We start from the raw sequence: 26,896 nt of genomic DNA on the forward strand, positions 1-26,896 counted from the left end.
CGTTGCGGCTGGAGGAGGTGCCGCGATGGCGGTTGTCCCGCTGAAGGAGATCGTCGATCGAGCGCTGGCGGAGCGGTACGGCGTACCGGCGATCAACATCGTCAACGACCTGACCCTTGAGGCCGTGCTCGCGACCGCGGTCGACCGTCGCTCGCCGATGATCGTCCAGACCTCGGTCAAGACCGTGCGGTCGATCGGCTCGGACGTATTGATGGCGATGTGGCGCGGGATGACAGCGGGCATCGAAGTACCGGTGACGCTGCATCTCGACCATTGCCCGGATCGCTCGGTGATCAGCGACTGCCTGGCCAAAGGCTGGAACTCGGTCCTGTTCGACGCCTCCGCGTTGCCCGTCGAGGAGAACCAGCGGCAGACCATCGAGGTGGTCCGCGAGGCGCACGCCGTCGGCGCCCATGTCGAGGGCGAGATCGAGTCGATCACCGGGGTCGAGGACGGCATCGGTTCCGATGCGGAGGCCAAGCGGCAGACCCTCGAGGTGTCGCTGACCTTCATCAAGGAGACCGGCGTCGACGTCTTCGCGCCCTCGATCGGCAACGCGCACGGCATCTACTCCAGCGCGCCGGAGCTCGACGGGCAGCGCGTCACCGATCTCGTCGAGGCGACCGGCATCCCGATCGCACTGCACGGCGGCAGCGGGATGACGGACGCGCAGTTCCAGGACTTGATCGCCCGCGGCTGCGCGAAGGTCAACATCTCCACGGCGCTCAAGATCGCCTATATGAAGGCGAATCTCGACTATCTGCGCGACGCCGAGGCCCGGGACTCATGGGATCCACCGTCGCTGTTCCGGCACGTCCGCGCCGATGTGGTCACGCTGGTCGACGGCCTGGTCGACCGGTTCGGTAGTACGGGGAAGGCATGGTGAGCGCCCTCATCTTCGACGTCGACGGCACGCTGGCCGACACCGAGCGCGACGGTCATCTGCCGGCTTTCAACCAGACCTTCGCCGAGTTCGGGCTGCCGGTGCACTGGTCCGAGGACGAGTACGCCGAGAAGCTCCGGATCGGTGGTGGCAAGGAGCGGATGGCCAGCCTGCTCACCCCGTCGTTCGTGGCCGAATCCGGGTTGCCTGAGGAGTGGGAGGCACAGGCGAAGGTGGTGGCGCGGTGGCACCGGCGAAAGACTGAGCTGTACACCGCCAGGGTCTCTGATGGCGCCCTGCCCGCCCGGCCCGGAATCGTGCGGATCGTCGAGGAGGCGTACGCCACCGGCTGGCAACTCGCCGTCGCGTCGACCTCTGCCGAGGCTTCCGTCCGGGCGGTGCTGGAGCATGTCGTCGGTACTGCTCGGGCTGCTGACTTCACTGTCCTTGCCGGCGACGTCGTACCGCGGAAGAAGCCTGCGCCCGACGTCTACCTGCTCGCTCTCGAACGGCTCGGACTGCCGGCTGAGCAGGCGATCGCGATCGAGGACTCGCTCCCCGGGCTCACGGCGGCCCATGCCGCGGGCATCGCCTGCGTGGTGACCGTCAACGGCTACACCGCTCATGAGGACTTCGCCGAGGCGGCCTTCGTCGTCGACTCGCTCGGCGACCCGGAGCTCGAGCCGATCACGGTGCTGGCCAATCACAGCGCCGCCTCCCCCGGCGCCTACGTCACCCTGGCCGACCTGGCCGCTGTCATCCATCGGAGGCACTGATCATGGCTGATTCGCTTCCCGAGGTCGAGAGGGTGGTCAAGACGATCGCCCGGACGGCCGTGGACAACGAGAAGTACTTCGGCGATCTCGACGCGGTCGTCGGGGACGGCGACTTCGGCTACTCGCTCGCACGAGGCTTCGAGATCGTGCTGACCGACTGGGACGGCTTCGACCGTACCGACAGCTCCACCTTCCTCAAGAAGATCGCCGTCGTCATCACCAGCCGTATCGGCGGTACGTCCGGACCGATCTGGGGCACGGGATTCCTGCGCGCCGCCACCGCCGCGGCCGGCAAGACGGAGCTGGACGGACCGACCGTGGTGGCCATGCTGCGCAGCGCGGCCGAGGGAATCATGGCGCGCGGCGGCGCCAGCCTCGGCGAGAAGACCCTGCTCGACTCCCTCGTCCCCGCGACCGACGAGATCGAGCGTCAAGTTGCCCAAGGCAACGACACGCTCACCGTACTCCGCGCTGCCGCGACCGTCGCCCGGACCACGGCCGACGACACGGCGAAGCTGCAGGCCCGTCGCGGGCGGGCCGCCTACACCGGCGAACGCAGCATCGGCAGCGTCGACGCCGGTGCGATGGCGGTCGCCGTCCTGTTCGAGGCATTGGTGCAAGAGTGGCAAGGAGGCCCCTCGTGAAGAAGTTCGTCAACGACCCCAAGAACTTTGTGCCGGAGATGCTCAAAGGCATCGCGCTCGCCAATCCGGACACGCTCAAGTACGTCCCGGAGTACAACCTGATCATGCGCACCGACGCGCCGAACCCGGACAAGGTCTCGGTCATCCAGGGATCGGGCTCCGGCCACGAGCCGGCGCACGTGATGGTCGTCGGCAAGGGCATGCTCGACGCCGCTTGTCCGGGCGACGTGTTCGCCGCGCCGCCGATGGACTACGTGCTCGAGACCAGCAAGCTGCTCGCCTCACCGAAGGGCGTACTGCATCTGGTCAACAACTACACCGGTGACCGGATGGCGTTCGACATGGGCCGCGAGATGGCCGAGGCCGACGGCGTCACGGTGAAGACGTTGATGGTGGACGACGATGTCGCGGTGTCGGACTCGACGTACACGGTCGGTCGTCGTGGGGTGGCCGGCAACTTCTTCGTCATCAAGGCGGTCGGCGCGGCGTCGGAGTCCGGCGCGGACCTGGACGAGCTGGTCCGGATCGGCGAGAAGGTCAACTCGGTGACCCGCACGATGGGGATGGCGCTGACGTCCTGTACGCCGCCGGCCAAGGGCAGCCCGCTGTTCGAGCTCGGCGACGACGAGATGGAGATCGGCGTCGGCATCCACGGCGAGCCCGGCCGCCGCCGGGAGAAGCTCGCCGACGCCAACACCATCATCGACGAACTACTCGAAGCCGTCGTCACCGATCTGCCCTACGAACGCGGCGACAACGTCGCGCTGATGATCAACGGACTGGGCGGCACCCCGATCAGCGAGCTCTACATCCTGTACGGGCGTGCGCACGACCAATTAGCCGGGCGCGGCATCACCGTCGGCCGCAGCTACGTCGGCGAGTACTGCACCTCCCTCGACATGGCCGGAGCATCCGTCACCCTCGTGAAGCTCGACGACGAGATCACCTCGTTGCTCTCGGCACCTGCGGAGGTAGCCGTTCGAGTCTTCTGAGGCCTCGGCCAGCCGATTGGGGTGCGGTTCAGTCTTGGCCGGTGAGCCAGCGTTCGGCTTGGTCGAGCCAGTTGTCGACCTCTTCGACGTCGTAGCCCTCGGCCAGCCGGACCGGGGTGAACTGCACCTTGCGGATCTGCCGGATCGTCACCGGCCGCTCGACCGGGTCGCCGTTGACAGTCGCCATCACCCGATCGACGAAGGCGTCGACCTGCTCGACGTCGTACCCCTCGCGGAGCCGCACGGCGGTGAAGGCCGGCTCCTCCCGGTGCTGCGTGCTCGGCGTCCGCCGCGCGACCGGCCGGTCCGGCATCCACTGCTCGGCATCGGCCAGGAAGTCGTCGACCTCGTCGGCCGAGTACCCCTGTCCGAGCAGCGGAGTACGAAGTACTGCGCCTCGCAGCTCCGGCACCGTCACCGACGGAGCAGTGGTGCGGTTGACCGTCGCCAGGATCCGCTCGACCAGCGCATCGACGTCCGCACGGTCGTACCGCTCGCCGAAGCGCTTGACGGCGAACTCCGGGCGGAGCACGCGGTCAGTCCTTGTTGGCGGCGGCGAGCTGGCCGCAGGCGCCGTCGATCTCCTGGCCGCGGGTGTCGCGGACGGTGGTCGGGATGCCGCCGGCCTGCAGGCGACGGACGAACTCGCGCTCGTCGGCCGGGTCGGAGGCGGTCCACTTGGAGCCGGGCGTCGGGTTCAGCGGGATCAGGTTGACGTGCACCCAACCCCAGTCGCCGCGGGCGGCCAGCTTCTCGGCGAGCAGGTCGGCCCGCCAGGCGTGGTCGTTGATGTCGCGGATCATCGCGTACTCGATCGAGACGCGGCGCTTGGTCTTCTCGGCGTAACCCCAGGCGGCGTCGAGTACCTCGTCGACCTTCCACCGGTTGTTGATCGGGACCAGCTCGTCGCGCAGCTCGTCGTCCGGCGCGTGCAGCGACAGCGCCAGTGTGACCGGGATGCCCTCGGTCGAGAGCTGGTTGATCCGCGGCACCAGGCCGACGGTCGACACGGTCACGCCACGGGCCGAGATGCCCAGACCATCAGGGGAAGGCTCGGTGAACCGGCGTACGGCGCCGATCACGGCCTTGTAGTTGGCCATCGGCTCGCCCATGCCCATGAAGACGATGTTGTTGACCCGGCCCGGGCCACCGGCGATCTCGCCACGAGCCAGCGCGCGGGCACCGTCGACGACCTGCTCGACGATCTCCGCGGTGCTCATGTTGCGGGTCAGACCCGCCTGGCCGGTCGCGCAGAACGGGCACGCCATCCCGCACCCCGCCTGCGATGAGACGCACATCGTGGTGCGGTCCTTGTAGCGCATCAGCACGGACTCGACCAGCGAGCCGTCCAGCAGCTTCCACAGCGACTTGCGCGTGGTCCCGTTGTCGCACTCCATGTCACGGACCTTGGTCAGCAACGGAGGCATCAACTCGGCGACCAGCTTGTCGCGCGTCGCGGCGGGCAGATCGGTCATGTCCGCCGGGTCATCGGTCAGCCGGGCGAAGTAGTGGTTCGACAACTGCTTGGCCCGGAACGCGGGCTCGCCGAGCGCGGTGACCGCGGTCCGGCGCTCCTCCCCGGTGAGGTCGGCCAGGTGCCGCGGCGGCTTCTTGGCACGGCGCGGCTCATCGAAAACGAGCGGGAGGGAGGTAGTCATCGCCTCCCATTGTCGCGCGGCCGCTGGCCGATTCACAAATTCACATCCCCGACGTGCCGGGGATCACAGCTCGGTCGCGTCGGCCTTGCGGTCGGAGTGGCCGAGCTGGCGGTCCGGCGCGATCCGGTCCCGGACCAATTGCTTCAGCAGCGGCAACTCGATGAACCCGCCCTCGGCCTTCCGCGACCAGAGCAGCTCACCCTGCAGCGAGATGTCGAAGATCCCACCGGTCCCCGGTACCAGCGCCACCTCCCCCAGCTCCTTCGGGAAGGTCGTCAGCAACTCCTGCGCGGTCCACGCGGCCCGCATCAACCACCGGCACTGGGTGCAGTACTGGATCTCCAACCGAGGCTCTGTGCTCACGGCCTCAACCTACATTTCGCACTGCATGGGCCGACGCGGCGACCGGAGTCGCCGCGTCGGCTCAGGGTCAGGCGGAGTAGCCCTTCGGCGGGATCAGGGTGGCGAGCTGGTTGAAGGTGAGCCAGTACGTCGCCGGGCCGAAGCCGGCCGGGTCCGCGATCAGCACGGTCGAGTCACTGGTGTCGTAGCCGATCACCGTGAAGTAGTGCCAGATCGTGTAGTTCGGGTAGCCCGGCGGGTGGTTGCTGGCCGGGGCAACGATGTTCGCGACGATCGCGTAGCCGCGGTCGATGTCGTACTGGATGTCGTACCAGAGCAGGTCACGCTGCGCCTGCGTCGGCGGATCGTTCGGCATCTCCTTGGTCTCGTAGTACCCGGTGTTCAGCCGGTTATTGAGCACGCCGGTGACCAGGCCGATCCAGTCGGTGCCGTCCTCGTCGGTGCCGAGCTGGTTGGCCAGCTCCTGCTGGCTCGGTGCGGACATCCGGGCCGACAGGGCGATCCGGGTGGCGGCCGGACCACACCAGTAGCCGGTCTGCTGGTACTGGAAGTCGATGCTCAGCGAGCGCAGCGTCTGGGTCGAGTGCCCGAGCGTCGGCACCTTCTTCGCCGCTGCGGCCGAGTTGGCGGCCAGCGCGCCGCTGGAGAACGCAGTACCGGCCTTGGCAGCGCCGGATTGGGTGGTAGCCGCCGGACCGGGTGCCACTGAGGCCGATGCGGCCATCGGAATCGACACACCGGCTATCAGGGCCAGACCGCATGCCGCGGCCTTCAACTTCATCGTCGTACGCCTCCCGAGCCTCACGGGCGGCTGGAACAGATCACTGTTCATGTGAGCTCCTCAAGCCCTCGACGCGGCGGCCTCCGTGGCCGTCGCACATGTCAGTGGATTCCTCCCGGCCGGGCTTGTAAACCCACGCTCCGGGCATGAACGAGCACACTCAGCGACTGCCAGCGCGGTGTTTCCGCAGGTCAGAGCGTTGTCAGCAGGTTTCCGCAGCGTTTTGAGAGCGGTGAAAATTTCACCGCCGATTTCGACTCAGATCGAATCCGACGGGGAATGGGTCTCTGGGCGGGGCAGTTGGACTCTGCATGGACTCACTCGCCGGTACTGCGCTCGCAGGGGTTCCGCTGTCGGTTTTGGACCGGTCCCGGACGCGAGCGGGCGAGACGGAGGCCGAGACGCTTCGCGGGACCGTTCGACTCGCGCAGCAGGTCGAGGAACTCGGGTACCACCGGTTCTGGGTGTCGGAGCATCACAGCGTGCCGGGCGTGGTCGGTTCGGCTCCGACTGTGCTTGCGGCGGCTGTCGCGGCGTCTACGTCTCGCATCCGCGTTGGTACTGGTGGGGTGATGCTTCCCAATCACCAGCCATTGGTTGTGGCGGAGCAGTTCGGGGTACTGGAGTCGCTGTTCCCGGGGCGGATCGACATGGGGCTCGGGCGGTCGGTCGGCTTCACCAACGGGATCCGGCGGGCGCTTGGCGTCGAGAAGGATGCGGCGGAGGACTTCAGCGATCAGGTACAGGAACTGCTCGGCTACTTCTCAGGGACGCAGCAGAGCCATCCGCAGGTGCACGCCCGTCCCGGTGAGGGCCTGACCGTACCGCCGTTTGTGCTGGCGATCGGGGAAGGCGCTGTGCTGGCAGCCTCGCTCGGACTCCCCCTGGTGATCGCGGGGGTCAAGGGCGAGCAGGAGCTCTTGAGCCTCATTAATCGCTACCGCACCGACTTCAAGCCTTCTGCTTGGGCGGGTGCGCCTTACGTAGTACTGGCCGCGACAGTGGCCGTGGCTGAGACTACTAAGGCGGCCAGGCGACTACTGCTGCCTGAGGCCTGGTCCAGCGCCTACTCACGGACCCGTGGGGTCTTCCCGCCGTTGCAGGCGCTCTCTACGGTGCTCGGGATCGACATGACCGAGAAGGAGCGCGGGTTCTTCGAGTCGTCGCTGAGCGGGCAGATCTACGGAACGCCCGCCGAAGTGGACAGCGCGCTGGGCGGGCTGGTGCAGCGGACGGGCGCAGACGAAGTACTGGTCACTACGAACACGTACGACCGTGCCGACCTGGTGGAGTCCTACCGCCTGTTAGCTGAACTCGCCGGGCTCAGGAGTCTCGCTAGCCGCTGATCCGCTCCTGGAGACGGTTGCGGACGTCGGGCCACTCGTCGGCGAGGATCGAGAAGACGACGGTGTCGCGCCATGAACCGTCGGCCAGCTTCATGTGCCGGCGGAGGACGCCTTCGCGCGTGGCGCCGAGCTTGGCGATCGCGGCCTGCGAGCGAGTGTTGGCGAGCCCGGTCTGGATCTTCACCCGGCCGAATCCACAGTCCTCGAAGGCGTGCTGAAGCAGCAGGAGCTTCGCCGCGGGGTTGACCTTCGTGCCCCACACGGCCGGCGCGTACCCGGTGAAGCCGAGGTGGGTGCGCTCGTTGTGCAGGTCGACATCGGCCAGGCTCGACGTGCCGACAACGGTGCCCTCGGCACCCAGCTCGCTGTCGGCGGCCAGCCGGACGACGTACGCGACGCGGTGAGCGGCTGCCGGGATCCAGGTCTCGCGCATGTGCCCGACGCTGGTCGGCATCGCGGCCGGACCGCCGCCGAAGCCACCGGCGTACACCTGCTCGCTGGCGATCGCGGCGTACAGAGAATCGATGTCAGAGGCAACGAGTCGGTCCAGCCGGACGATGCCACCGTGGAGGGGGCGGCCGTCGGGTGCGATGGTCATACCGCCATGCAACCCGGCGCCGCCGCATTCGTCAAACGAGTAGATGTAGCAACAGCCAGACCGCCGGAGCCGTTGCCAGCAAGGAATCCAGCCGATCCATCACGCCGCCGTGGCCGGGCAGCAGGTTCGACATGTCCTTGATCCCGAGGTCGCGCTTGATCATCGACTCGGCCAGATCGCCGACCGTCGCGGTCAGCACCGCGATCCCACCGATGATCGCGCCGACCCACCAGTGGCCGTCGAGCAGCCAGACCACGGAGCCGATGCCGGCGCCGATACAGGCCAGAGTGGAGCCGGCGAACCCTTCCCAGGACTTCTTCGGGCTGATCGTCGGCGCCATCGGGTGCTTGCCGAACAGAACGCCGGCCACGTAGCCACCGACATCGCTGGCCACCACGACCAGGAAGAAGGTCACCACGCGCTGCGGGCCGTCGTCGTCCGGCTGGACGAGCAGGATCGCGAACCCGGCCAGCAGCGGCACGTAGCCGATCAGGAAGACGTTGGTGGTGATGTCGCGGACGAAGCCGATCGATCCGCCCGGCATCCGCCAGAAGATCGTCGCCAGCACGGTCAGCGCCATCGCGATCAGCAGCGCCAGCGGGCCGCCGTAGTACGCGGTGATGAGCATCGCCGTCGTACCGATGAACAGCGGGATCCGGGACAGCTTGGCGCCGCTGGCGTGGAACACCCGGACCAGCTCGTCGACGGCCGCGATGACCGCGGCCAGCACGACGAGCACGAACAGAGCCTTGTACCAGAAGAGCGAACCGATGATGACCGCACCGAGACCGACCCCGACACCGATCGCCGCGGGCAGGTTGCGCCCGGCGCGGCTCGGCGCGGGGGTGCTCTGGTCGACGCCCATCACACCTCGAGCAGTTCGGCTTCCTTGTGCTTGAGCAGCTGGTCGATCGAGTCGACGTACTTCTTCGTCATCCCGTCCAGCCGCTTCTCAGCACTCTTGCCCTCGTCCTCGCCCGCTTCGCCGTCCTTGACCGACTTGCCGATCGAGTCCATGGCGTGCCGGCGGATGCTGCGGACCGAGATCTTCGCGTCCTCGCCCTTGGTCTTGGCGACCTTGATGTACTCCTTGCGGCGGTCCTCGGTGAGCTGCGGCATCGTCACCCGGATGACCGAGCCGTCGTTACCCGGGTTGACCCCCAGGTCGGAGTCGCGGATCGCCTTCTCGATCGCCGCCATCGCGCCCTTGTCGTACGGGGAGATGAGGACGGTACGGGGGTCCGGCACCTGGAAGCCGGCCAGCTGCTGCAGCGGCGTCGGCGAACCGTAGTAGTCCGCCACGATGTTCGAGAACATCGACGGGTGCGCGCGGCCGGTGCGGATCGCGGCGAAATCGTCCTTGGCGACCTCCACGGCCTTCGCCATCTTCTGCTCGGCTTCGCGGAGTGCTTCGTCGATCACGACATTCCTCGCTTCCTCGGGGCCGCGTCGGTGCGGCCTGATCCAACCCTACGAACGCTGGTGTACCACTCCACGGACCTGCGCCCGTGTGTTGGCCGTGATCTTAGTGGGTGCGCTACTGCCCCGGGGAGACGACCGTGCCGATCTTCTCACCACGGACGACGCGGGCGATGTTGCCCTCCTCGAGTCCGAAGATCACGATCGGCAGCGCGTTGTCCCGGGCCAGGCTGATCGCGGTCGCGTCGGCGACCCGCAGGCCGCGGGCCAGGAAGTCGTCGTACGACAGCTGGTCGAACTTGACCGCGTCGGGGTTCTTCTTGGGGTCGGAGTCGTAGACCCCGTCGACACCCTGCTTGCCCATCAGCAGCGTCTCGGCGCCGATCTCCAGCGCGCGCTGGGCGGCGACCGTGTCGGTGGAGAAGTACGGCATGCCGGAACCGGCGCCGAAGATCACCACGCGGCCCTTGGACAGGTGCCGGTCGGCCTTGCGCGGGATGTACGGCTCGGCGACCTGGCCCATCGTGATGGCGGTCTGGACCCGGGTCTCGACGCCCAGCTTCTCCAGGAAGTCCTGCAGCGCCAGGCAGTTCATCACCGTGCCGAGCATGCCCATGTAGTCGGCGCGGTTGCGCTCCATCCCGCGCTGCTGCAGCTCGGCGCCGCGGAAGAAGTTGCCACCGCCGACCACCACGGCGACCTGTACGCCGGAGCGCACGACCTCCGCGATCTGCTTGGCGATGGAGTTGACCACGTCGGGGTCGACGCCGAGCTTGCCACCGCCGAACACCTCACCCGACAACTTCAGCAGCACCCGGCGATAGGCCGGGTCGAACGGCTCAGAGGCCGGATTCGTCTCGGTACCCAGGGTTTCCGTCACGACTCCGGCCTCCTCGTCGACTGCTTTTATTGGTGTGGTCGGGGAACCGTCAGGCTCCGACCTCGAAGCGAGCGAACCGCTTGACGGTCACGCCGGCCTCGTCGAGGACCGCCTTCACGGTCTTCTTGTTCTCCTGCACCGACGACTGCTCGAGCAGCACGACCTCCTTGAAGAAGCCGTTCACCCGGCCTTCGATGATCTTCGGCAGTGCCTGCTCCGGCTTGCCCTCTTCGCGGGCGGTGGCCTCGGCGATCCGCTTCTCGCTCTCGACCGTCTCGGCCGGGACCTCGTCGCGGGTGGTGTAGAGCGGACGCATCGCGGCGGCCTGCATGGCAGCGCCACGGGCGGCCTCGGCGTTGTCGCCCTCGAACTCGACCAGCACGCCGACCTGGGCCGGGAGGTCGGCGGCACGCTTGTGCATGTACGCGGCGACCTTGCCGTCGAAGACGGCGACCTTGCCGAGCTCGAGCTTCTCACCGATCACCGCGGCCAGCGCCTCGATGTTCTCGGCGACGCTCTTGCCGTCGGCCAGCTTCTCGCCGAGCAGACCCTCGACGTCGCCGACCTTGCTGGCCGACGCGTGCGCGACGATGTCGGCCGCGAGCTGCTGGAACTGCTCGTTCTTGGCGACGAAGTCGGTCTCGCAGTTGAACTGGACCATCGCGTTCTCCGCGGCGGCGACCAGGCCGTTGGTGGCGGAGCGCTCGGCGCCACGCTTGGCGGCCTTGGCGGCGCCGTGGATGCGCAGCTCCTCGATCGCCTTCTCGAAGTCACCGTCGGTGGTCTCGAGTGCCTTCTTCGCGTCCATCATGCCCGCGCCGGTGGCGTCGCGGAGCCGCTTCACGTCTGCGGCGGTGTAGTTCGCCATTCCTCGATCTCTCAGTCTTGTGTGGTGCGTCAGCTGATGGGATTCGCCGCTCGGACTGCGCCGGCGGCTATGTCATCGCCGGGCGCGGGGCCGGGGTGCCGTAATACGGCGACCGGCCTCCGCGCCCAGCGGATGACAGAGCGGTCAGGCCTTCGGAGCCTCGTCCGCGGCCGGTGCCTCGGTCGCCTCGGCGGCCGGAGCCTCGACAGCGGCCTCCTCGGCAGCCGGAGCCTCAACCTCAGCGGCCGGAGCCTCAGCGGCGGGGGCCTCGACAGCAGCCTCGGCGGCGGGCGCCTCGACAGCGGCAGCCTCAGCGGCGGGGGCCTCGTCGGCCTTCGCCTCCGTGGTGGCGCCGTTCTGGCTCTCCAGCAGCTCGCGCTCCCAAGCGGCCAGCGGCTCCTCGGCACCCAGCTCCTCGCCGGCCGCGGCCGCACCCTGGCCACCGCGCGACATCAGACCATCGGCGACGGCGTCGGCGACCACGCGGGTCAGCAGGCCGACCGAACGGATCGCGTCGTCGTTGCCCGGGATCGGGAAGTCGACCTCGTCCGGGTCGCAGTTGGTGTCCAGGATGCCGATGATCGGCAGCTTGAGCTTGCGCGCCTCGTCAACGGCGAGGTGCTCCTTCTTGGTGTCGACGATCCAGACAGCGGCCGGAACCCGGCCCATGTCGCGGATGCCGCCGAGGGTCTTGAGCAGCTTGTCGTGCTCGCGACGCTTCTGCAGCAGCTCCTTCTTCGTCACACCGGAGGCGGCGACGTCGTCGAAGTCGAGCAGCTCGAGCTCCTTGAGACGCTGGAGCCGCTTGTTGACGGTCTGGAAGTTGGTGAGCATGCCGCCCAGCCAGCGCTGGTTCACGTAGGGCATGCCGACCCGGGTCGCCTGCTCGGCGATCGCTTCCTGGGCCTGCTTCTTGGTACCGACGAACAGGATCGCGCCGCCGGAGGCGACGGTGCTCCGGACGAACTCGTAGGCGCGGTCGATGTACGACAGCGACTGCTGCAGGTCGATGATGTAGATGCCGTTGCGCTCGGTGAAGATGAATCGCTTCATCTTCGGGTTCCAGCGACGGGTCTGGTGCCCGAAGTGGACGCCGCTCTCGAGCAGCTGCTTCATGGTCACGACGGCCATGAGGTTCCTCCTGTCGTGCCGGCCCGGCGTTGCACACTCGGACGGCACAGTCTCGGTTGGTCCGCAGCGGACCGGGTTTGGTCCGTTGCGCCTGACGCCAGCGCGCACCGACCCCGGAAAACCGGGACCGAGTGGTGCGCCCCCACCGCCTCCAGTCAGTACTGAAGTCAGGTTCGGGGCATGCGGGCGTGCGAAGTCGCCCCACTCACGTGGGACGCCACCAAAAGTCTACGGGAAACCCGCCACCCAAACCTAACCGGCCCCACTTGTCCACACCCCACCAATTCCCCACCCGCATCCCACCCTCCCAACGGCACATTCCTTGTATGACCCCTTTCCTCCTCGCCGCCGCCTTCCTCCTGCCCTCAACCGCCCCCTCCACGCCACCGACCGCCGGTCCGCCAACCCCGCTGACCGCCGCCCCGGCGCAGCCGGGCGCGGTGTGGCCGCTCACCCCTCGACCCGAGGTCGTCCGCGGCTTCGAACCACCGCCCAAGCCCTGGCTCCCCGGCCACCGCGGCCTAGACCTGCGCGGCTCCCCCGGCCAGCAGGTCCGCTCCGCCACCTCCGGCACGGTCACGTACGCCGGCCCCCTCGCCGGCCGCGGCGTCATCGTCATTACCGACGGCCCACTCCGCACCACCTACGAACCGGTCATCCCCACAGTCCGCAAAGGCACCCACGTCACCCCAGGCACCCCGCTAGGCCACCTCTCAGCAGCCGCCTCGCACTGCACCCCAGCAACTTGCCTCCACTGGGGCCTACTCCAAGCAACCACCTACCTCAACCCACTAACCCTGCTCCCCCACCGCCCAGTCCGCCTACTCCCGAACACTCCACACAGAGCTCCGCCACTCCACCCCACCAACACGCCGACCGACCCTGCCGACACTCAGCCGAGCGGCACCCCACAACCACGCCCACCTCAGCGCACCCAGCCGACGGCGCAAGCCTCTCCCCAAGGCGGCCTCGCCTCGACCGTGGTCGTCGGCCTGGCAGCCGCGGCCACCCTCATCGGCAGCATTCTCATCAGGCGGCACTGATGCCCCGCCAAATCGACCCCGGATCAGCTGCCCGGGACTCGTGCCTGCCAGGCGTCTTCGTCTTTCGAGCGGCGCTCGACACCGGCCGGCAGCTTGCCCTTGGCCAGGTCGGTCAGCGTCGTGTGCTCCAACACGTCCCGCAGGCTCGCCCGCGCCGCGATCCACACCCGCTGCAGCACGACAGCCCGCTCGTTGTACGCCACGCTCTCCGGCCGAACCCCCGAAATGCTCACGATCGGCCCGTCCACCGCCCGCATGACGTCGGCCACCGACACCTCGTTCGGGTCGACGGCGAGCTTCCACCCGCCGGACTGACCGCGCTGGCTCGACAACACGCCGGCCCGCCGCAGGTCGGCGAGGATCCCCTGCAGGAAGCCGTGCGGAATCCCCTGCGCCCGACTCAACTCCTCGGCCGACACCACCGAAGGATCGTCGGCCACCCACCGCTGGGTGATCTCGATCAGCGCCCGCAACGCATAGTCAGACTTCGCCGAAACCCGCATACTCCGCAGTCTGCCGTATCGAGGCCCTCGGTCAGGCCCGTGGATGCGCTTGTTCGTAGGCGCGTCGCAATCGATCCCCCGACACGTGGGTGTAGATCTGCGTGGTCGCCAGCGAAGCGTGACCGAGCAACTCCTGCACGCTGCGCAGGTCCGCACCGCCTTCGAGCAGGTGCGTCGCCGCCGTATGCCGCATGCCGTGCGGCGAGAGATCCGCGTCGACCGCCTCCATCCGGGCATGCACGAGCCGCCGCACGGTCCGCTGGTCGATCCGAGCCCCGCGCGCTCCGAGGAACAGCGCAGGCCCACTTCCCGGCCGGAACAACTTCGGCCGCGCCCCGTCCAGCCACCCGTCCAGAGCAACCCCAGCCGGTACGCCATACGGCACCGAGCGTTCCTTGCGGCCCTTGCCGAAGACGCGGATCACCCGCCGGCCCGCGTCGACGTCGTCGACATCGATCGCGCACAACTCCCCGACCCGGATACCCGTTGCATAGAGCAACTCCATGATCGCCAGATCACGAAGCCCGACCGGGCTCCCGTCATCGGCGGCGACCGCCGCGGCGTCGAGCACCGCCCGCGTGTCGGCCTGCCCCAGTACGCCGGGCAACGACTTGTGCGGTTTCGGGCTGGCGAGCAACGCGCCGGGATCGGTCTCGATCCGCCCGGTCCGCTGCGCCCAGGCGGTGAAGACCCGGGCGGCGGTCGCGCGCCTCGCCATCGTGCTGCGCGACTTGCCGAGGCTCTGCTGCTTGGCCAGCCAGGACCGCAGACCACGGATGTCGAGCCCGCTCAGATCATCGTGACCAAGCCGAGTCAAATGCTCGATTAAATCCATCACATCGCCCATGTAGGCTCGGACCGAGTGTTTGCTGAGGTCTCTTTCCGCCGTCAGATGCCGTTCGTAGTCAGCCAGTAACACAGCGAAATCTTCCCGCCTGGAAGGCGTTGCACTGACCTCGTCCGGCACCATGTGCTGACCATGCGGGAGTGGCCACGGCATCGCAAGCCACCGCGCGGCAGAACCGAGGAGGTCTGGCCCGAATCCCCACTGGTCGACTACTGTTCGGCCCGATTGCCCTAGTAGCAACGGAGGCACCCCTGACCATGGCCCCCTCAGCGAACGGACAGACCGTAGGCCGGCGCCTGCCGGTCGAGTCGGCGTTCACTCGAGTCGAGGATGCGCGGCACCGTCTGCCGCGCTTGTTCGGTCGTCGCGACCTAGTCGTACTTGGACTGGGTGTGATGATCGGGTCCGGCATTTTCAGTCTCAGCGGTAAGCAGGCGGCGAACGTCGCCGGCCCCGCCGTGATTGTGTCGTTCCTGATCGCGGCGGTGGTTTGCGTATTGGCTGCGGCCTGTTACGCGGAACTGTCGTCGACGATCCCCGTCTCAGGTAGCGCGTACACCTTCAGCTATGTGACCTTTGGCGAGATGTGGGCCTGGCTGGTCGGCTGGGCCCTGGTGCTCGAGCTCGTCACCGCCGCCGCCATCGTGGCGCGGGTCTGGTCGGCGTACTTCCTCGCGACCCTGGACGGGTTCGGCGTCAGCTTGCCCGCCAGCGTGGCCCAGTTCTTCGGCCCCGACGCCAAGCTGAACCTGGTCGCGCCGCTGTTGCTGCTGGTGCTGACCGCGCTGATCGTCACCGGCACCAAATTGTCGTCCCGCGTGCTCACCGTCGTCGTGATGGCGAAGGTGGCCGTGATCCTGCTGGTCGTCGTCGTCGGCGCCACGCACATCAACTTCGACAACTACAAGCCGTTCGTCCCGGACGCGCGCCCCGCACCGGCGACGGCCAGCCCCACTCTGCTGAGCTGGATCCTGGACTCCTCGTTCGGCTCGTTCGGCCTGATGGGCATCTTCACCGCGGCCAGCTCGATCGTCTTCGCCTTCATCGGCTTCGACCTGATCGCGACCGCGTCCGAGGACGCCCGCAGCCCGCGCAAGACCGTGCCGCAGGGCATGCTGCTCGGCGTCGGCGCCGTCACGATCCTGTACGTCGCGATGGCGGTCGTCCTGGTCGGAATGCGCCCGTCCAGCCAGCTGGGCGGCGCCGCGCCGGTGTCGGAGGCGATGTCGGCCGTCGGCGAGGGCTGGGCGGCGAACGTGGTCAATCTCGGGGCCTTGCTCGCGTTGATGACGGTGATCATGGTCGTGTTGATCGCGCAGAGCCGGGTGCTCTTCAACATGGGCCGTGACGGCCTGCTGCCGAAGAGCCTGGGCCGGGTCAGCCGGGTCTACTCCTCGCCCGCCCGTGCGGCCACCGCGGCGGGAGCGGCGGCGATCGCGCTGACGCTGTACCCGAAGGTGCTCGACCTCGAAGAGCTGCTCGTCATCGGTGCGCTGTTCTGCTTCGCGTTCTGTGCCGTCGGAGTGCTGACGCTGCGCCGGACCGAGCCGAACCTGGAGCGTGGCTTCCGGGTCCCGATGGTGCCGCTGATCCCGCTGCTGTCGCTGGCCGCGACACTGTGGCTGATGCTCAACCTGCGGACCAGTACGTGGACGAAGTTCGCGATCTGGATGGCGGTCGGCCTAGCGATCTACGGCCTGTACGGCCGCTGGCACAGCCGGCTGGCGAACGAGGACAGCTGGGACTTCGACATCGGCGACACGGACCCGGGCACGGGCGGTCTGCAGGCGATCCGGAGCGAGTCCGACACCGGCGAACTCCGGGCGATCCGGACGCCACCACCGTCGAAGCAGTCGACGCGCGGCAAACACATGCGGAACTGACGACTTCGGGGCCTGTTATCCACAGGCCCCGAAGTCGTTTTCGCGATCGGTACGAACCTCGGCATGTTCTTCAGCCGGAGGTGGTCATCGATGCGAACCACGGATGCGGTCGGGAAGTACGGCGAAGATCTCGCCGCCAGGTACCTCGTGGAGAACGGCTTCACGATCCTGGAGCGCAACTGGCGCTGCGGCCAGGGCGAGATCGACATCGTCGCCAGGGAGCACCGGACCCTCGTCGTCTGCGAGGTGAAGACCCGGCGCGGGCTGGGCTACGGCAGCCCGCTCGAATCCATCACGTACCGCAAGCTCAGCAAGCTGCGCCAACTGGTCGGCCACTGGCTGCGGGAGCACGACGTGCGGCCCGGCGAGGTCCGGATCGACGTCGTCGCCGTGCTCCTCCCGTACCGCGGCGCGCCGAGCGTCGACCACGTCAGGGGCGTGGCCTGATGCCGCTCGCCCAGGCCTGGTCGGTGGCCCTCGTCGGCCTGGAGGGCCACCTCGTCGAGATCGAGGCCGACATCGCGCAAGGCTTACCGAAGACCACGCTGATCGGCCTGCCCGACACCTCGCTGTCCGAGGCGCGCGACCGCGTCCGGGCAGCCGTCGTCAACAGCGGCGAGAAGTTCCCGGACCGCAAGGTGACCATCGGCCTCTCCCCCGCGACCTTGCCGAAGACGGGGTCGCACTACGACGTCGCTATCGCAGTCGCCCTGCTCGCAGCCGCCGGCGTCGTCGACAACGAGCGCCTGCGCCACGTGGCGATCATCGGCGAGCTCGGCCTGGACGGCCGGATGCGGGAGGTGCGCGGCGCGCTCGCGATGACCCTGGCCGCCTCCCGGTCCGGCTTCGAACGCGTCGTCGTCCCCGAGCTGAATGCGGGCGAGGCGCGGCTGGTGCCGGGGATCGAGGTCTACGGGATGCGATCCCTGCGCCAGGTGCTCGCGTTACTCCGCCAGACCGAGATGCCCGACGAGGACCCGCCACGGGCGGAGCCTCGGCTCATCTCCGAATCGCTGACGCGGGTTCCCGAGGTCGATCTGCACGACGTCCTCGGCCAGCGCGAAGGGCGCAAGGCGATCGAGGCGAGCGCCGCCGGCGGCCACCACATCTTCCTGCACGGCCCGCCTGGCTCAGGCAAGACGATGCTCGCCGAACGCCTGGCCGGCCTGTTGCCGGATCTCAGCACTGACGACTCGCTCGAGGTGTCCGCGGTCCATTCGCTGGCCGGGCTACTCACCAACGACGCCGAACTCGTCGTGCGGCCGCCCTTCATCGCTCCCCACCACACCGCGTCCTTGCCCAGCCTGATCGGCGGCGGCTCCGGCATGCCACGCCCCGGCGCGATCAGCTGCGCCCATCGAGGGATCCTCTTCATCGACGAAGCACCCGAGATGCATCCACTGACGCTCGACACGCTGCGCCAGCCACTCGAGTCGGGCTTCATCGAGGTGCACCGGGCGGCAGCGGTCGCGAAGTTCCCAGCCCGCTTCCTGCTGGTCCTCGCGGCCAACCCCTGCCCCTGCGGCCTCGCCGGCACGCCGAACAACATCTGCAACTGCACACCGCAGAACCTGAAGCGCTATCGCCAGCGGATCAGCGGCCCGATCAAGGACCGCCTCGACATCCAGCGCCAGATCCTCCCCGCCGCCCGAGGCGAAGGCGAGGGCGACCGCCCCGAATCCACCGCCGAGGTCGCAGCCCGGGTCCGCCTTGCCCGCGAACGCCAAGCCCACCGCTACCAAGGCACGTCCTGGTCCCTGAACAGCGAGATCCCCGGCCCGATCCTCCGCCGCGAATACCCCATCGACGAAGCCAGCCAACGCCTCCTGGAAGACCTCTACGCCGACGGCCGCCTCACCGCCCGAGGCTTCGACCGAGTCTCCCGCCTCGCCTGGACCCTCGCCGACCTGGCCGGCGCCCCCATCCCCACAGTCCCCCTAACCCACACAGCCTTCCAACTCCGCACCGGCGCCCCACTAACCCCCTTAACCGACGAACGCCCCCTCAGAAAGCCCACCTCATGAACACGTCTACGCAGTTCTCGTCAGTCAACTCCTCGGATGCAAGGTACGAAGCAGAGCGGTTGGCTCGGGCTGGGTTGGTTCGGGTGGTGGAGCCGGGGGATCCGGCGGCGGCTTCCGCGTTTGAGGGGATGGAGGTGGTGGAGCTGTGGGAGGCGTTGCAGGAGGGGCGGCCGATGTTCGAGCGGTGGTCGGCTCGGGTGGCGGAGGCGCGGCCGGAGGTTGATCTCGAGCGCGCGGCGGCGGCTGGGGCACGGTTCGTCATCCCAGGTGATGACGAATGGCCGGAGCAGGTGGAGGTGCTGGCCGACGCCGGTCTGCAGAGCCGTCGGGGCGGGGTGCCGTTCGGGCTGTGGGTTCGGGGCCCTGCGCAACTGCGGGAGACGCTCGCGAAGTCTGTTGCCGTGGTGGGCGCTCGTGCCTGTTCGGCGTACGGGGAGAACGCGGCCTCCGAATTGGCTGCGGGGCTTGCTGATGAGGGCGTGACGGTGGTCTCCGGAGGCGCTTATGGCATCGATGCCGCGGCGCATCGCGGAGCCCTCGCGAGTGGCGGTCCGACCGTGGCGGTGCTCGCTTGTGGAGTCGATGTCAGCTATCCGAAAAGCAACACGGCTCTGTTCGACCGGATCGCCGAAACAGGCTTGCTGGTCAGCGAACTTCCGCCCCGGTGCTCGCCCACCAAGCTACGTTTCCTCGCCCGCAACAGACTCATCGCGGCCACCACTCTCGGCACCGTCGTCGTCGAGGCGGCCATCCGGAGCGGCGCATTGAACAGCGCAGGCTGGGCCGAGCAATGTGGCCGCCAGGTACTAGCCGTCCCCGGCCCGATCACCTCCCGGATGTCCGAGGGTGTCCACCTCCTCATCCGCGAACGCAACGCCGCCCTAGCCACCAACGTCGCCGACATCCTCGAAGCCATCTCCCCCATCGGCACCCACACCAGCACCTATCCCCACGCGCCAGCCACCATCACCGACCACCTGGACCACGACCTCAACCGCACCCTCGACGCCGTCCCCGTTCTCCGCCCCGCCGACGCCACCCGCATAGCCACCACAGCCGGCCTCGACGTGGACACCACCCAGGAATGCCTAGAAACCCTCGCCGAGTCCGACCTCATCGAGTACACCCCCACCGGCTGGCGCCTCTCCCCCACCCACCGACAATCCCTCTAACAAGAGCTATGGGGCTTGGACACCGCCTCACTTGGTCGGATCGCGTTGCGCTATTCGAAGTGCAGGTCTAGTTCGGCCTTGAGATTAGGGAGGTGGGTGGCGACGGCTTTGATGAGGGCTTCGCCGACGGCGCCGGCGGAGGCGCGGTCGATCGTGATGGGCAGCGACCTGTCCGACAGGCCGGGGAACGCCGCACGGGCGGGGACCTTCGCCACCGCGGGGTTGCTGGTCGTCAGGTTGACGATCAGGCCGGCCTGGGGCGCGGGGGCGGGCAGGCAGAGGATCAGGGTGACTTTGTCCTTTCCGCTGGGTACCCGCCGCGACGGAGCGCCCTTGAAGGACATAGGCGCTGAGAGCACCTGGATCTGGAGAGTGTCCCGGATCCGGGCGATGGGAACTGCGTAGCCCTTGCTGTAGTCCTCCGTCGCCGCCACCAGGAGTCCGACCACCTGATTGTTGAGGTTCACCACGACCGAGCCCGAATCACCGTGCTCGGCGAACGGTCCCTCGTTCGCGGTGATCTCGAGCAGGCCGGTGAGTTCATATGTCCGGTCGCCGTCGACGAACGACACGGTCTGATGGCTAGCGGTGACCTTCCCGTGCGTGATGCCGGTCTCCGAACCGCGCTTGCTGACCGGGTAGTGCCCGACCTCGTCGTCACTGACGTCGTGCTCACCCAGCACAACTCCCAGCCCGATGATCTGTGCCAGGAACTTGTCGTCGTACTGCAGCAGATCGCGAAGTCCCCGTGCTCGTCCTCCTTGCCGCTGACGGCAAGCTGCACCCAGCCGATCCGGTCGTTGTCGATGTCGTACGGCTGACCGACCCCCGTACCGATTGCCCCAATGACGTGCTCGGCGGACAAGGCGTACGTACCGCCGTGCTTCAGCGCCGCGTTGTTCCCGTCCGGCCCGCCGTCGGGTCCGGCGTATGTCACCGCGCAACCAAGACTTCCGTAGATGATGTCCACCCCGGACACCCGCTCGGTATAACAGCCACCCTGCAGCGGCCGGATCTTGTCCTTGTCGTAGTACGCGTCCACCTCGACAACGTCCTCAACACCCACGGGCTAGGTTCGACGAGTGGCGACTTATGGGGATCTGCCAGTGGAGCTGGAGACCGAGCGGTTGCGGTTGCGGCGGTGGGTGGTGGCGGACGCTGAGGAGTACCGGGGGTTGTGGCTTGAGCGGGATCCACGGGCGGTACGGCGGATCGATGCGGAGGGGCGGCCGACGGTTGAGGAGATTCGGGGGTGGCTGCTCGAGAATCCGCTGGCGGCGGAGCCGGGGTTGGGGTTGTTGGTGGTCGAGCGGCGCGATAACGGGGAGTTCGTCGGGTACTGCGGGCTGACCGTGGGACGCGGGTCGTTCGAGGAGCCTGAGATCGCGTACGAGTTGGCTCGGCGGGCTCACGGGCAGGGGTATGCGACGGAGGCGGCATGGGCGATTGTCGAGGCCGCGGCGGCGACGGGGCGGCTTCGGCTGTGGGCGACTGTGCGGGAGTGGAATGCGGCGTCGTTCCGGGTGCTGGAGAAGCTCGAATTCCAGGGCAGCGGGCGGGTCGACGAGGACGCCGAGCGCGGCGACACGATCTGGATGACTCGCGAACTCGCCGGCCATAACCGGTGACCTTGAACAGGTTCTGGTGACCTTGGACAAGTTATTTCTTGTTCAAGGTCACCAGAGGGTGTTCAAGGTCACCGGTTACGGCTGGTCAGCGGCCGAAGTCGCTGTCTTTGGGGACTTCCAGGTCTGACTTGGCGAGTTCTTCGATGTTGACGTCGCGGAAGGTGACTACCTTGGCGTTCTTCACGAAGCGGGCCGAGCGGTAGACGTCCCAGACCCAGGCGTCGGCCATGGTGACTTCGAAGTAGACGTCGCCGCCTTCGGTGCGGACCTTCAGGTCCACCGCGTTGCACAGGTAGAAGCGCCGTTCGGTCTCCACGACGTACTTGAAGATCCCGACGACGTCCTTGTACTCCCGATAGAGCTGTAGCTCCATATCGGTTTCGTACTTCTCAAGGTCGTCTGCACTCATCGGCTCTCCGCTCCGGTGGGACTGGACACATTCTGTCCCATATCGGGCCGCATACTGCGGCGGACATTCTCGAACCGCCGTCGATGTTGTGGACACGGGCCGTATTCGTCCAGCGCCGCCTGGTGTTCAGGGGTGCAGTACCCCTTGTGAATCGCGAAATCGTACTGCGGGTACACGTCGTGCCAGTGCTGCATGATCCGGTCCCGGGTCACCTTGGCGATCACCGAGGCCGCCGCGATACACGCCGCCACCCGGTCCCCCTTCCAAACTGCCAGACCTGGTACGCCGAGCCCGTCCACCCCGAAGCCGTCCGTCAGCACGTACTGCGGGCGCAGGTCGAGCAGGAAGATCGCCCGGCGGAGCGCCTCCACGTTGGCGACGTGCATGCCCAGCCGGTCGCATTCGGCCGCCTCGATCGAGACCACCGACCAGGCCAGGGCGCGTGACCGGATCTGCTCGTAGCACCGGTCACGTGCCTTCGCCGTCAGCAACTTGGAGTCGGCGAGCTCGGGGATCTGACCGCGCTTGCCGTCCGGCAGGATCACCGCGGCCGCGACCAGCGGGCCGGCACACGGTCCGCGGCCGGCCTCGTCGACGCCTGCGATCGGGTCGAGGCCGACCCGGCGCAGGGCACGTTCGTACCCGTAGAGCCCGGCGTCACGCCGGATGGTGCTGCCGCGCGGTAGAGCGCTCATCCATCAACTCACTCGAGAGGCGGTCGCCAGCGAGAGGCTCACTGGTGAGGCGGATAGCTCACTTGGGAGGTGGTGTGAGGGAGATCGAGGGTTTGTCGGGGGCCGGACCGGGTGCCGGTATCGCCTTGAAGGTATCCGGTACTTCGAGTTTGTCGAACCGGTTGGCCGGCCAAACCACCAGAATGGCCCGCCCGGTGATCTTGTCCATCGGTACGAAGGCAGCGTCCCCCGGATTGCCACCGTCGGGACCGGTGTCGCTCAGGTGCACCCGGGAGTCACCCGACTCGGACCGGTGGTCGCCCATCACGAAGACCCGGCCGGCCGGAACGGTGACCTGGAACTCCATCGCCGACGGCGCGTCACCCGGATACAGGTAGGTGCCCTCTTCGAGCGGCTGGCCGTTCACCATCAGCCGGCCCTTGGAGTCGCAGCAGGCGACCTTGTCCCCCGGCATCCCGATCAGGCGCTTGATCAGGTGACCGTGGCTGGAGTCCGGCAGCAGGCCGACGACCTCGAAGAACCGGCCGATCGACCCACGCTTCTGGCCGCTCTCCTCGTCGCCCAGCCAGCCGCCCGGATCCTCGAACACGACCACGTCGCCGCGTTTCACGTCGGTCAGTTTCTCGACCACGACGCGGTCGCCGACGAGCAGCGTGTTCTGCATCGACTCGCTCGGGATGATGAACATCTGGCCGACGAAGGCCCGCAGGATCGACGAGACGATCAGAGCACCGACCACGATCAGCACGAACTCGCGAGCAGCTGCCGCGAGGCCTGAGCGGTGGGCGGGTTTCTCTTTCGTCGCGGTCGGTGTCTCAGTCACTTCTTCAGCCCCGGCTTCTTGAAGGTTTCCGGAGGACGCAGCATCGTCATCCGGTCAGACGGCCAGATTACGCAACAGGCACGGCCAACCACGTTGTCGACAGGGACGAACCCGCCGCCGGGCCCGCCCATGTGGGCGCGGGAGTCCGCGGATTCGGCCCGGTTGTCACCCATGACCCACAGTGAACCAGGCGGCACAACGACGCTGAACGTCGTGGTGGACGGTTTGGCGTCCTTGAGCAGGTACTCGCGCTCGTCGAGCGGGATCCCGTTGACCGTGATCCGGCCCGCCTTGTCGCAGCAGACCACCTTGTCGCCGGCCACGCCGATCACCCGCTTGACCAGGTGACCCTCACCGCTGCGCGGCAGGATGCCGACGAACTCGCCGACCTGCCGCAGCGTGCCGGGCTCCTTCTGCTCCTCGTTCAGCCAGTGGCCGGGGTCCTTGAAGACGATGATGTCGCCCCGGTCCACGTCACGGTGCAGATAGCTGACCTTCTCGGCCAGGATCCGGTCGTTCGTGGTGAGCGTGTCGTACATCGACTCCGAGGGCACGTAGAAAGCCTCGGCTACGAAGAGTCGCAGCACGACGGTGATGACCAGCGCGAGCACTGTCACGGTGGTCATCTCCAGCAGCAGGCTCATCAGCGGGTTGCGCTGTTTGAGCCTGCGGTGTCGTCCTTTACTGCGACGAGCCCTCCTGGCTGGCGGGCGAGCGCGCGTCGCGGTGCTCGGCGCCATTCCTGACCGTCGTCAGTAGACGATCAGGAGGCCGGGATGTCCCGCTTCTCCTTGATCTTGGCTGCCTTGCCGCGCAGCTCGCGCAGGTAGTACAGCTTGGCGCGGCGCACGTCGCCGCGGGTGACGACCTCGACCTTGTCGACGATCGGGGTGTGCAGCGGGAAGGTGCGCTCGACACCGACGCCGAAGCTGACCTTGCGGACCGTGAAGGTCTCCTGCAGGCCACCACCGTGGCGACGGATCACGACGCCCTTGAACACCTGTACGCGGGAGCGGTTGCCTTCGACGACCTTGACGTGCACGTTGACCGTGTCGCCGGCGCGGAAGGCGGGGATGTCGTCACGCTTGCTCGCGTTGTCGAGCTCGTTCAGGATGTTGCTCATCAGGTGTCTCTTCCTCGCGCGTGCCACAGGTCACCCACGAATGCTCGTTTGTGAGAGTCGAAGATTGTTGTCATGCGGTGGTCACCCCCTGTGGCAGGAGCACCGAACGGCAACAGCGACCAAGTTTGCCACACGGCGCTCACGCCACGAAATCAGCCCGGGCTCAGCGCCGCCGGCGACGCTTGGCGAGCAGGACCAGCACGACCTTGTCCGTCTGCTGTTCGCGCCCGGTCTCGCGGTAGCCGGCGTTGCGGTACAGCTGCAGGTTGCGCTCACTCTCCGCGCCCGTGGTCAGCTCGTACGTCGTGACTTCGGCCGGAGCCGTCTTCTCGGCCACCTGCAGCAACTTGGCGGCGATCCCCTGCCGCTGCCAGTCCGGAGCGACCATCAGCCGTCCGATACGGCCCACTGAGCCGTCTATGCCCAGTTGGACCGACCCGACGATCCTGCTTCCCGCCATGGCCTTCCAGACCGGCCCCTGGGCGAAGCGGGCGACACACTCCTCGAGAGACTCCTGCAGGGGCGGAATGCGGAGGTCGCCGTAGACCTGTGCCTCGGTGATGAAGGCGGCCCGCTGCAACGTCAGCAGCTCCCCCGCGTCCTCCGGAGTCGCCGGGAGCACCCGCACCTGCGCAGCCGGGTCATCCTCAGCAGGCATGGAGCTGCCCCAGGCGGCCAGCAGGTCAGGCCTGCGCTCGGCAGTACGGCGTACGGACTCGTCGTGGCGCCATTCGGAGATCAGCTTGTGGTTGCCGGACAGGAGGATCTCCGGTACTTCGTGCCCGCGCCAAGCCGGTGGCTTCGTGTAGACCGGGTACTCGAGCAGGCCATGCCCTGAGTGCGACTCCTCGGCCAGCGACTCCGGGTTGCCGATCACCCCAGGCAGTAGGCGAGCAATCGCCTCCACCATGACCAGTACTGCGACCTCCCCGCCATTGAGCACGTAGTCCCCGATGGAGACCTCATCAACGCGCATCCGCTCAGCAGCGTGCGCAGCGACTCGCCCATCGATCCCTTCGTACCGTCCGCAGGCGAAGGCCAGCCACGGCTCCGCCGCGAGCTCGTACGCCAGGTCCTGACTGAAGGGCCGACCAGCAGGCGTAGGCACGATCAACCGCGGCTGCGACGGACCATCACCGGGCATGACCGTGTCAAACGCCTCGCCCCACGGATCCGGCTTCATCACCATGCCCGCGCCACCGCCGTAAGGGGTGTCGTCGACAGTGCGGTGCCGGTCGTGGGTCCAGTCGCGCAGGTCGTGCACACGGACGTCCAGCAGACCGCTCTTGGCCGCCTTGCCGACCAGCGAGACGTCCAGCGCCGCCAGGTACTCCGGGAAGATCGAGAAGACGTCCAGCCTCATCGGCCCGAGTCTCCAGGCTCCGACGGGACCACCTCAGCACCCTCGGGATCGAGCAGGCCGGGCCGGTCAGCCACCACCACGTAGCCGGTGTCGAGGTCGATCGACGGGACCAGCTCCTCGACCAGTGGGACCAGTACTGCGTTGCCGGCCGGCCGACGGATCTCCAGCAAGTCCTGCGAGGGCAGGTGGATCACATCGATGACCTCACCGGCCTCCACCCCATCGGTGGTCCGCACCTTCAGGCCGATCAGCTCGCGGTCGTAGTACTCCTCCGGGTCCTCGGGCCGCTCGTCCTCGGCGATCTCGGCCTGTACTTCCAGGTTCCGCAGGTTTTCGGCGGCGGTACGGTCGGGCGACCCGACGAACTTCACCAGCAGCCGCCCACTGTGCCAGCGACTCGACTCCACGGTCAGCGTCCGCGGCGGCGTCGAGACCGTGACGAGCTGCGCGCCGTCCGCGAACCGCAGATCGGGGTCGTCCGTCCGGACGATCATGCCGACCGCGCCCTTGATCCCATGCGCCCGGCCGATCCGGCCGACAATCACCAGCACTTGCGGTTCCTACTTTCCAGAAGAGCAGTGAAGGGCCGCACCCAGTGGGTACGGCCCTTCAGGGACTGAGTGAGGGTGTCTGGGAACTCCGCGCCGTAGCGAGCATGTGCTCGGTGCGGTAGCTCGCCGTGCTGGAGGGAAGGCCTCGATGTTTTTCCATCGTGGCCTTTGCTCCAGTGCGGCGAGGTGCCGTGCCGAGTGCAGCGCAGTAGGCGCGGAGTCCCCAGACACCCTCAAAGTTCAGCGGCGCGGGCGCCGGTTGAACTCGTCGACGAAGTCGATGCGGACCGACTGCTCGGAGCTGAGCGCCCCGACCACGGTACGGATCGCCGTCGCCGTCCGGCCGTTGCGGCCGATCACCTTGCCGATGTCGTCGGGGTGCACGTGCACCTCGAGAGTGCGTCCACGCCGCAGGTTGCGCGACCGGACGCTGACCTCGTCAGGGTTGTCCACGATGCCTCGGACCAGGTGCTCGAGCGCCTCGGTCTCCATC

33 protein-coding genes are annotated in these 26,896 nt (G+C 67.8%); 12 read left to right on the forward strand and 21 right to left on the reverse strand.

The window, feature by feature from the left end; genetic code table 11:
• Positions 1-25: 25 nt before the first annotated feature.
• From OHA70_RS37510 to dhaK, 4 genes are read left to right on the forward strand one after another with little or no spacing between them, the layout of a single operon-like run.
• Positions 26-886: a class II fructose-bisphosphate aldolase gene (locus OHA70_RS37510; protein ID WP_328326224.1), complete on the forward strand. Its 861-nt coding sequence runs from the start codon at positions 26-28 to the stop codon at positions 884-886.
• Positions 883-1,659 carry an HAD-IA family hydrolase gene (locus OHA70_RS37515; RefSeq protein ID WP_328326226.1) on the forward strand — a complete coding sequence of 259 codons (777 nt, stop codon included), beginning with the start codon at positions 883-885 and terminating at the stop codon, positions 1,657-1,659. Before OHA70_RS37510 ends, OHA70_RS37515 begins: the two co-directional genes overlap by 4 nt.
• Positions 1,660-1,661: 2 nt before the next feature.
• Positions 1,662-2,303 (forward strand): dihydroxyacetone kinase subunit DhaL, encoded by a 642-nt coding sequence (gene dhaL, locus OHA70_RS37520; RefSeq protein WP_328326228.1) that lies wholly within the window; start codon positions 1,662-1,664, stop codon positions 2,301-2,303.
• Entirely contained in the window at positions 2,300-3,295 is a 996-nt protein-coding gene (gene dhaK, locus OHA70_RS37525) for a dihydroxyacetone kinase subunit DhaK (RefSeq protein ID WP_328326230.1), read from the forward strand. Before dhaL ends, dhaK begins: the two co-directional genes overlap by 4 nt.
• A 28-nt stretch (positions 3,296-3,323) precedes the next feature.
• Here dhaK and OHA70_RS37530 read toward each other — a convergent pair whose 3' ends face one another.
• The 4 genes from OHA70_RS37530 to OHA70_RS37545 form a co-directional block, all read right to left on the reverse strand.
• Positions 3,324-3,827, reverse strand: a complete 504-nt coding sequence (locus tag OHA70_RS37530; protein WP_328326232.1) for a DivIVA domain-containing protein — start codon at positions 3,825-3,827, stop codon at positions 3,324-3,326.
• A gap of 4 nt (positions 3,828-3,831) precedes the next feature.
• Entirely contained in the window at positions 3,832-4,953 is a 1,122-nt protein-coding gene (gene rlmN / locus OHA70_RS37535; RefSeq protein WP_328326233.1) for a 23S rRNA (adenine(2503)-C(2))-methyltransferase RlmN, read from the reverse strand.
• A 63-nt stretch (positions 4,954-5,016) separates the two neighbouring features.
• On the reverse strand, positions 5,017-5,316 hold the full coding sequence (locus tag OHA70_RS37540; protein WP_328326234.1) for a SelT/SelW/SelH family protein: 300 nt from the start codon (positions 5,314-5,316) through the stop codon (positions 5,017-5,019).
• Positions 5,317-5,383: 67 nt separating this feature from the next.
• Positions 5,384-6,148, reverse strand: coding sequence for a C39 family peptidase (locus OHA70_RS37545; RefSeq protein WP_328326236.1), 765 nt, complete (start codon positions 6,146-6,148; stop codon positions 5,384-5,386).
• 260 nt (positions 6,149-6,408) lie between these two features.
• Here OHA70_RS37545 and OHA70_RS37550 point away from each other — a divergent pair, with 260 nt between their 5' ends.
• Entirely contained in the window at positions 6,409-7,443 is a 1,035-nt protein-coding gene (locus OHA70_RS37550; protein WP_328326238.1) for an LLM class flavin-dependent oxidoreductase, read from the forward strand.
• Here OHA70_RS37550 and OHA70_RS37555 read toward each other — a convergent pair.
• The 6 genes from OHA70_RS37555 to rpsB all read right to left on the reverse strand — a co-directional run bounded on the left by OHA70_RS37555 (position 7,433) and on the right by rpsB (position 12,339).
• On the reverse strand, positions 7,433-8,041 hold the full coding sequence (locus OHA70_RS37555; RefSeq protein ID WP_328326240.1) for a GNAT family N-acetyltransferase: 609 nt from the start codon (positions 8,039-8,041) through the stop codon (positions 7,433-7,435). The genes OHA70_RS37550 and OHA70_RS37555 overlap by 11 nt on opposite strands.
• 31 nt (positions 8,042-8,072) lie before the next feature.
• Positions 8,073-8,906 (reverse strand): phosphatidate cytidylyltransferase, encoded by an 834-nt coding sequence (locus OHA70_RS37560; RefSeq protein ID WP_328326242.1) that lies wholly within the window; start codon positions 8,904-8,906, stop codon positions 8,073-8,075.
• Complete coding sequence (gene frr / locus OHA70_RS37565; protein ID WP_425552180.1) at positions 8,906-9,460, reverse strand: ribosome recycling factor; 555 nt, start codon at positions 9,458-9,460, stop codon at positions 8,906-8,908. The genes OHA70_RS37560 and frr overlap by 1 nt, the downstream gene beginning before the upstream one ends.
• Before the next feature lie 118 nt (positions 9,461-9,578).
• Positions 9,579-10,340: a UMP kinase gene (gene pyrH / locus OHA70_RS37570; protein WP_442913855.1), complete on the reverse strand. Its 762-nt coding sequence runs from the start codon at positions 10,338-10,340 to the stop codon at positions 9,579-9,581.
• Positions 10,341-10,389: 49 nt separating this feature from the next.
• Positions 10,390-11,208, reverse strand: a complete 819-nt coding sequence (gene tsf, locus OHA70_RS37575) for a translation elongation factor Ts (RefSeq protein ID WP_328326246.1) — start codon at positions 11,206-11,208, stop codon at positions 10,390-10,392.
• Positions 11,209-11,352: 144 nt separating this feature from the next.
• Positions 11,353-12,339: a 30S ribosomal protein S2 gene (gene rpsB, locus OHA70_RS37580; RefSeq protein ID WP_328326248.1), complete on the reverse strand. Its 987-nt coding sequence runs from the start codon at positions 12,337-12,339 to the stop codon at positions 11,353-11,355.
• Positions 12,340-12,665: 326 nt separating this feature from the next.
• Between rpsB and OHA70_RS37585 the strand changes: the two genes are divergently transcribed.
• The gene (locus tag OHA70_RS37585) at positions 12,666-13,382 is read left to right on the forward strand and encodes a M23 family metallopeptidase (protein WP_328326251.1); all 717 of its coding nucleotides are present in this window, start codon (positions 12,666-12,668) and stop codon (positions 13,380-13,382) included.
• 23 nt (positions 13,383-13,405) lie between these two features.
• Here the strand turns inward: OHA70_RS37585 and OHA70_RS37590 are convergent, their stop codons facing one another.
• Complete coding sequence (locus OHA70_RS37590) at positions 13,406-13,885, reverse strand: RrF2 family transcriptional regulator (RefSeq protein WP_328326253.1); 480 nt, start codon at positions 13,883-13,885, stop codon at positions 13,406-13,408.
• Positions 13,886-13,916: 31 nt separating this feature from the next.
• Positions 13,917-14,855, reverse strand: coding sequence for a tyrosine recombinase XerC (locus tag OHA70_RS37595; protein WP_328326255.1), 939 nt, complete (start codon positions 14,853-14,855; stop codon positions 13,917-13,919).
• A 134-nt stretch (positions 14,856-14,989) separates the two neighbouring features.
• Here OHA70_RS37595 and OHA70_RS37600 point away from each other — a divergent pair, with 134 nt between their 5' ends.
• From OHA70_RS37600 to dprA, 4 genes are all read left to right on the forward strand, one after another.
• Positions 14,990-16,615 carry an APC family permease gene (locus OHA70_RS37600; protein ID WP_328326257.1) on the forward strand — a complete coding sequence of 542 codons (1,626 nt, stop codon included), beginning with the start codon at positions 14,990-14,992 and terminating at the stop codon, positions 16,613-16,615.
• A 90-nt stretch (positions 16,616-16,705) separates the two neighbouring features.
• Positions 16,706-17,062: a YraN family protein gene (locus OHA70_RS37605; protein ID WP_328326259.1), complete on the forward strand. Its 357-nt coding sequence runs from the start codon at positions 16,706-16,708 to the stop codon at positions 17,060-17,062.
• Positions 17,062-18,639 carry a YifB family Mg chelatase-like AAA ATPase gene (locus OHA70_RS37610; RefSeq protein ID WP_328326261.1) on the forward strand — a complete coding sequence of 526 codons (1,578 nt, stop codon included), beginning with the start codon at positions 17,062-17,064 and terminating at the stop codon, positions 18,637-18,639. Before OHA70_RS37605 ends, OHA70_RS37610 begins: the two co-directional genes overlap by 1 nt.
• Positions 18,636-19,811 carry a DNA-processing protein DprA gene (dprA, locus tag OHA70_RS37615; protein WP_328326263.1) on the forward strand — a complete coding sequence of 392 codons (1,176 nt, stop codon included), beginning with the start codon at positions 18,636-18,638 and terminating at the stop codon, positions 19,809-19,811. The genes OHA70_RS37610 and dprA overlap by 4 nt, the downstream gene beginning before the upstream one ends.
• 50 nt (positions 19,812-19,861) lie before the next feature.
• On the opposite strand, the gene OHA70_RS37620 is transcribed toward dprA, so the two are convergent.
• A complete protein-coding gene (locus OHA70_RS37620; RefSeq protein ID WP_328326265.1) occupies positions 19,862-20,494 on the reverse strand; it encodes a hypothetical protein in 633 nt (210 codons plus the stop codon).
• On the opposite strand from OHA70_RS37620, the gene OHA70_RS37625 reads away from it, so the two are divergent.
• Together OHA70_RS37625 and OHA70_RS37630 are read left to right on the forward strand one after the other, a co-directional pair.
• On the forward strand, positions 20,480-20,632 hold the full coding sequence (locus tag OHA70_RS37625; protein WP_328326267.1) for a hypothetical protein: 153 nt from the start codon (positions 20,480-20,482) through the stop codon (positions 20,630-20,632). The two genes, OHA70_RS37620 and OHA70_RS37625, sit on opposite strands and share 15 nt — an antisense overlap.
• 261 nt (positions 20,633-20,893) lie before the next feature.
• Positions 20,894-21,439, forward strand: a complete 546-nt coding sequence (locus OHA70_RS37630) for a GNAT family N-acetyltransferase (RefSeq protein WP_328326269.1) — start codon at positions 20,894-20,896, stop codon at positions 21,437-21,439.
• 85 nt (positions 21,440-21,524) lie between these two features.
• On the opposite strand, the gene OHA70_RS37635 is transcribed toward OHA70_RS37630, so the two are convergent.
• The 8 genes from OHA70_RS37635 to OHA70_RS37670 form a co-directional block, all read right to left on the reverse strand.
• The gene (locus tag OHA70_RS37635) at positions 21,525-21,848 is read right to left on the reverse strand and encodes a DUF2469 domain-containing protein (RefSeq protein ID WP_012922325.1); all 324 of its coding nucleotides are present in this window, start codon (positions 21,846-21,848) and stop codon (positions 21,525-21,527) included.
• Positions 21,845-22,543 carry a ribonuclease HII gene (locus OHA70_RS37640; RefSeq protein WP_328326271.1) on the reverse strand — a complete coding sequence of 233 codons (699 nt, stop codon included), beginning with the start codon at positions 22,541-22,543 and terminating at the stop codon, positions 21,845-21,847. The genes OHA70_RS37635 and OHA70_RS37640 overlap by 4 nt, the downstream gene beginning before the upstream one ends.
• A 58-nt stretch (positions 22,544-22,601) precedes the next feature.
• The gene (gene lepB, locus OHA70_RS37645) at positions 22,602-23,366 is read right to left on the reverse strand and encodes a signal peptidase I (RefSeq protein WP_328326273.1); all 765 of its coding nucleotides are present in this window, start codon (positions 23,364-23,366) and stop codon (positions 22,602-22,604) included.
• On the reverse strand, positions 23,363-24,010 hold the full coding sequence (lepB, locus tag OHA70_RS37650) for a signal peptidase I (protein ID WP_328326275.1): 648 nt from the start codon (positions 24,008-24,010) through the stop codon (positions 23,363-23,365). The genes lepB (OHA70_RS37645) and lepB (OHA70_RS37650) overlap by 4 nt, the downstream gene beginning before the upstream one ends.
• Before the next feature lie 119 nt (positions 24,011-24,129).
• The gene (gene rplS, locus OHA70_RS37655) at positions 24,130-24,489 is read right to left on the reverse strand and encodes a 50S ribosomal protein L19 (protein ID WP_328326277.1); all 360 of its coding nucleotides are present in this window, start codon (positions 24,487-24,489) and stop codon (positions 24,130-24,132) included.
• A 163-nt stretch (positions 24,490-24,652) separates the two neighbouring features.
• Positions 24,653-25,852: a tRNA (guanosine(37)-N1)-methyltransferase TrmD gene (trmD, locus tag OHA70_RS37660; protein WP_328326279.1), complete on the reverse strand. Its 1,200-nt coding sequence runs from the start codon at positions 25,850-25,852 to the stop codon at positions 24,653-24,655.
• Positions 25,849-26,403, reverse strand: a complete 555-nt coding sequence (rimM, locus tag OHA70_RS37665; protein WP_328326281.1) for a ribosome maturation factor RimM — start codon at positions 26,401-26,403, stop codon at positions 25,849-25,851. Before rimM ends, trmD begins: the two co-directional genes overlap by 4 nt.
• A gap of 240 nt (positions 26,404-26,643) precedes the next feature.
• Positions 26,644-26,895, reverse strand: coding sequence for an RNA-binding protein (locus OHA70_RS37670; RefSeq protein ID WP_328335296.1), 252 nt, complete (start codon positions 26,893-26,895; stop codon positions 26,644-26,646).
• Between the last annotated feature and the right edge of the window lies 1 nt (position 26,896).

Origin of the sequence: Kribbella sp. NBC_00382 (genome assembly GCF_036067295.1) — a bacterium.
Lineage (GTDB): Bacteria > Actinomycetota > Actinomycetes > Propionibacteriales > Kribbellaceae > Kribbella.

Coding starts and splice junctions, on each gene's coding strand:
- OHA70_RS37510 (WP_328326224.1), top strand. CDS start 26: ATGGCGGTTGTCCCGCTGAAGGAGATCGTCGATCGAGCGCTGGCGGAG.
- dhaL (WP_328326228.1), top strand. CDS start 1,662: ATGGCTGATTCGCTTCCCGAGGTCGAGAGGGTGGTCAAGACGATCGCC.
- rlmN (WP_328326233.1), bottom strand. CDS start 4,953: ATGACTACCTCCCTCCCGCTCGTTTTCGATGAGCCGCGCCGTGCCAAG.
- OHA70_RS37545 (WP_328326236.1), bottom strand. CDS start 6,148: ATGAACAGTGATCTGTTCCAGCCGCCCGTGAGGCTCGGGAGGCGTACG.
- OHA70_RS37550 (WP_328326238.1), top strand. CDS start 6,409: ATGGACTCACTCGCCGGTACTGCGCTCGCAGGGGTTCCGCTGTCGGTT.
- OHA70_RS37555 (WP_328326240.1), bottom strand. CDS start 8,041: ATGACCATCGCACCCGACGGCCGCCCCCTCCACGGTGGCATCGTCCGG.
- OHA70_RS37560 (WP_328326242.1), bottom strand. CDS start 8,906: ATGGGCGTCGACCAGAGCACCCCCGCGCCGAGCCGCGCCGGGCGCAAC.
- tsf (WP_328326246.1), bottom strand. CDS start 11,208: ATGGCGAACTACACCGCCGCAGACGTGAAGCGGCTCCGCGACGCCACC.
- rpsB (WP_328326248.1), bottom strand. CDS start 12,339: ATGGCCGTCGTGACCATGAAGCAGCTGCTCGAGAGCGGCGTCCACTTC.
- OHA70_RS37585 (WP_328326251.1), top strand. CDS start 12,666: ATGACCCCTTTCCTCCTCGCCGCCGCCTTCCTCCTGCCCTCAACCGCC.
- OHA70_RS37590 (WP_328326253.1), bottom strand. CDS start 13,885: ATGCGGGTTTCGGCGAAGTCTGACTATGCGTTGCGGGCGCTGATCGAG.
- OHA70_RS37595 (WP_328326255.1), bottom strand. CDS start 14,855: ATGGTGCCGGACGAGGTCAGTGCAACGCCTTCCAGGCGGGAAGATTTC.
- OHA70_RS37600 (WP_328326257.1), top strand. CDS start 14,990: ATGGCCCCCTCAGCGAACGGACAGACCGTAGGCCGGCGCCTGCCGGTC.
- OHA70_RS37605 (WP_328326259.1), top strand. CDS start 16,706: ATGCGAACCACGGATGCGGTCGGGAAGTACGGCGAAGATCTCGCCGCC.
- OHA70_RS37610 (WP_328326261.1), top strand. CDS start 17,062: ATGCCGCTCGCCCAGGCCTGGTCGGTGGCCCTCGTCGGCCTGGAGGGC.
- dprA (WP_328326263.1), top strand. CDS start 18,636: ATGAACACGTCTACGCAGTTCTCGTCAGTCAACTCCTCGGATGCAAGG.
- OHA70_RS37635 (WP_012922325.1), bottom strand. CDS start 21,848: ATGAGTGCAGACGACCTTGAGAAGTACGAAACCGATATGGAGCTACAG.
- OHA70_RS37640 (WP_328326271.1), bottom strand. CDS start 22,543: ATGAGCGCTCTACCGCGCGGCAGCACCATCCGGCGTGACGCCGGGCTC.
- lepB (WP_328326275.1), bottom strand. CDS start 24,010: ATGAGCCTGCTGCTGGAGATGACCACCGTGACAGTGCTCGCGCTGGTC.
- rplS (WP_328326277.1), bottom strand. CDS start 24,489: ATGAGCAACATCCTGAACGAGCTCGACAACGCGAGCAAGCGTGACGAC.
- trmD (WP_328326279.1), bottom strand. CDS start 25,852: ATGAGGCTGGACGTCTTCTCGATCTTCCCGGAGTACCTGGCGGCGCTG.
- OHA70_RS37670 (WP_328335296.1), bottom strand. CDS start 26,895: ATGGAGACCGAGGCGCTCGAGCACCTGGTCCGAGGCATCGTGGACAAC.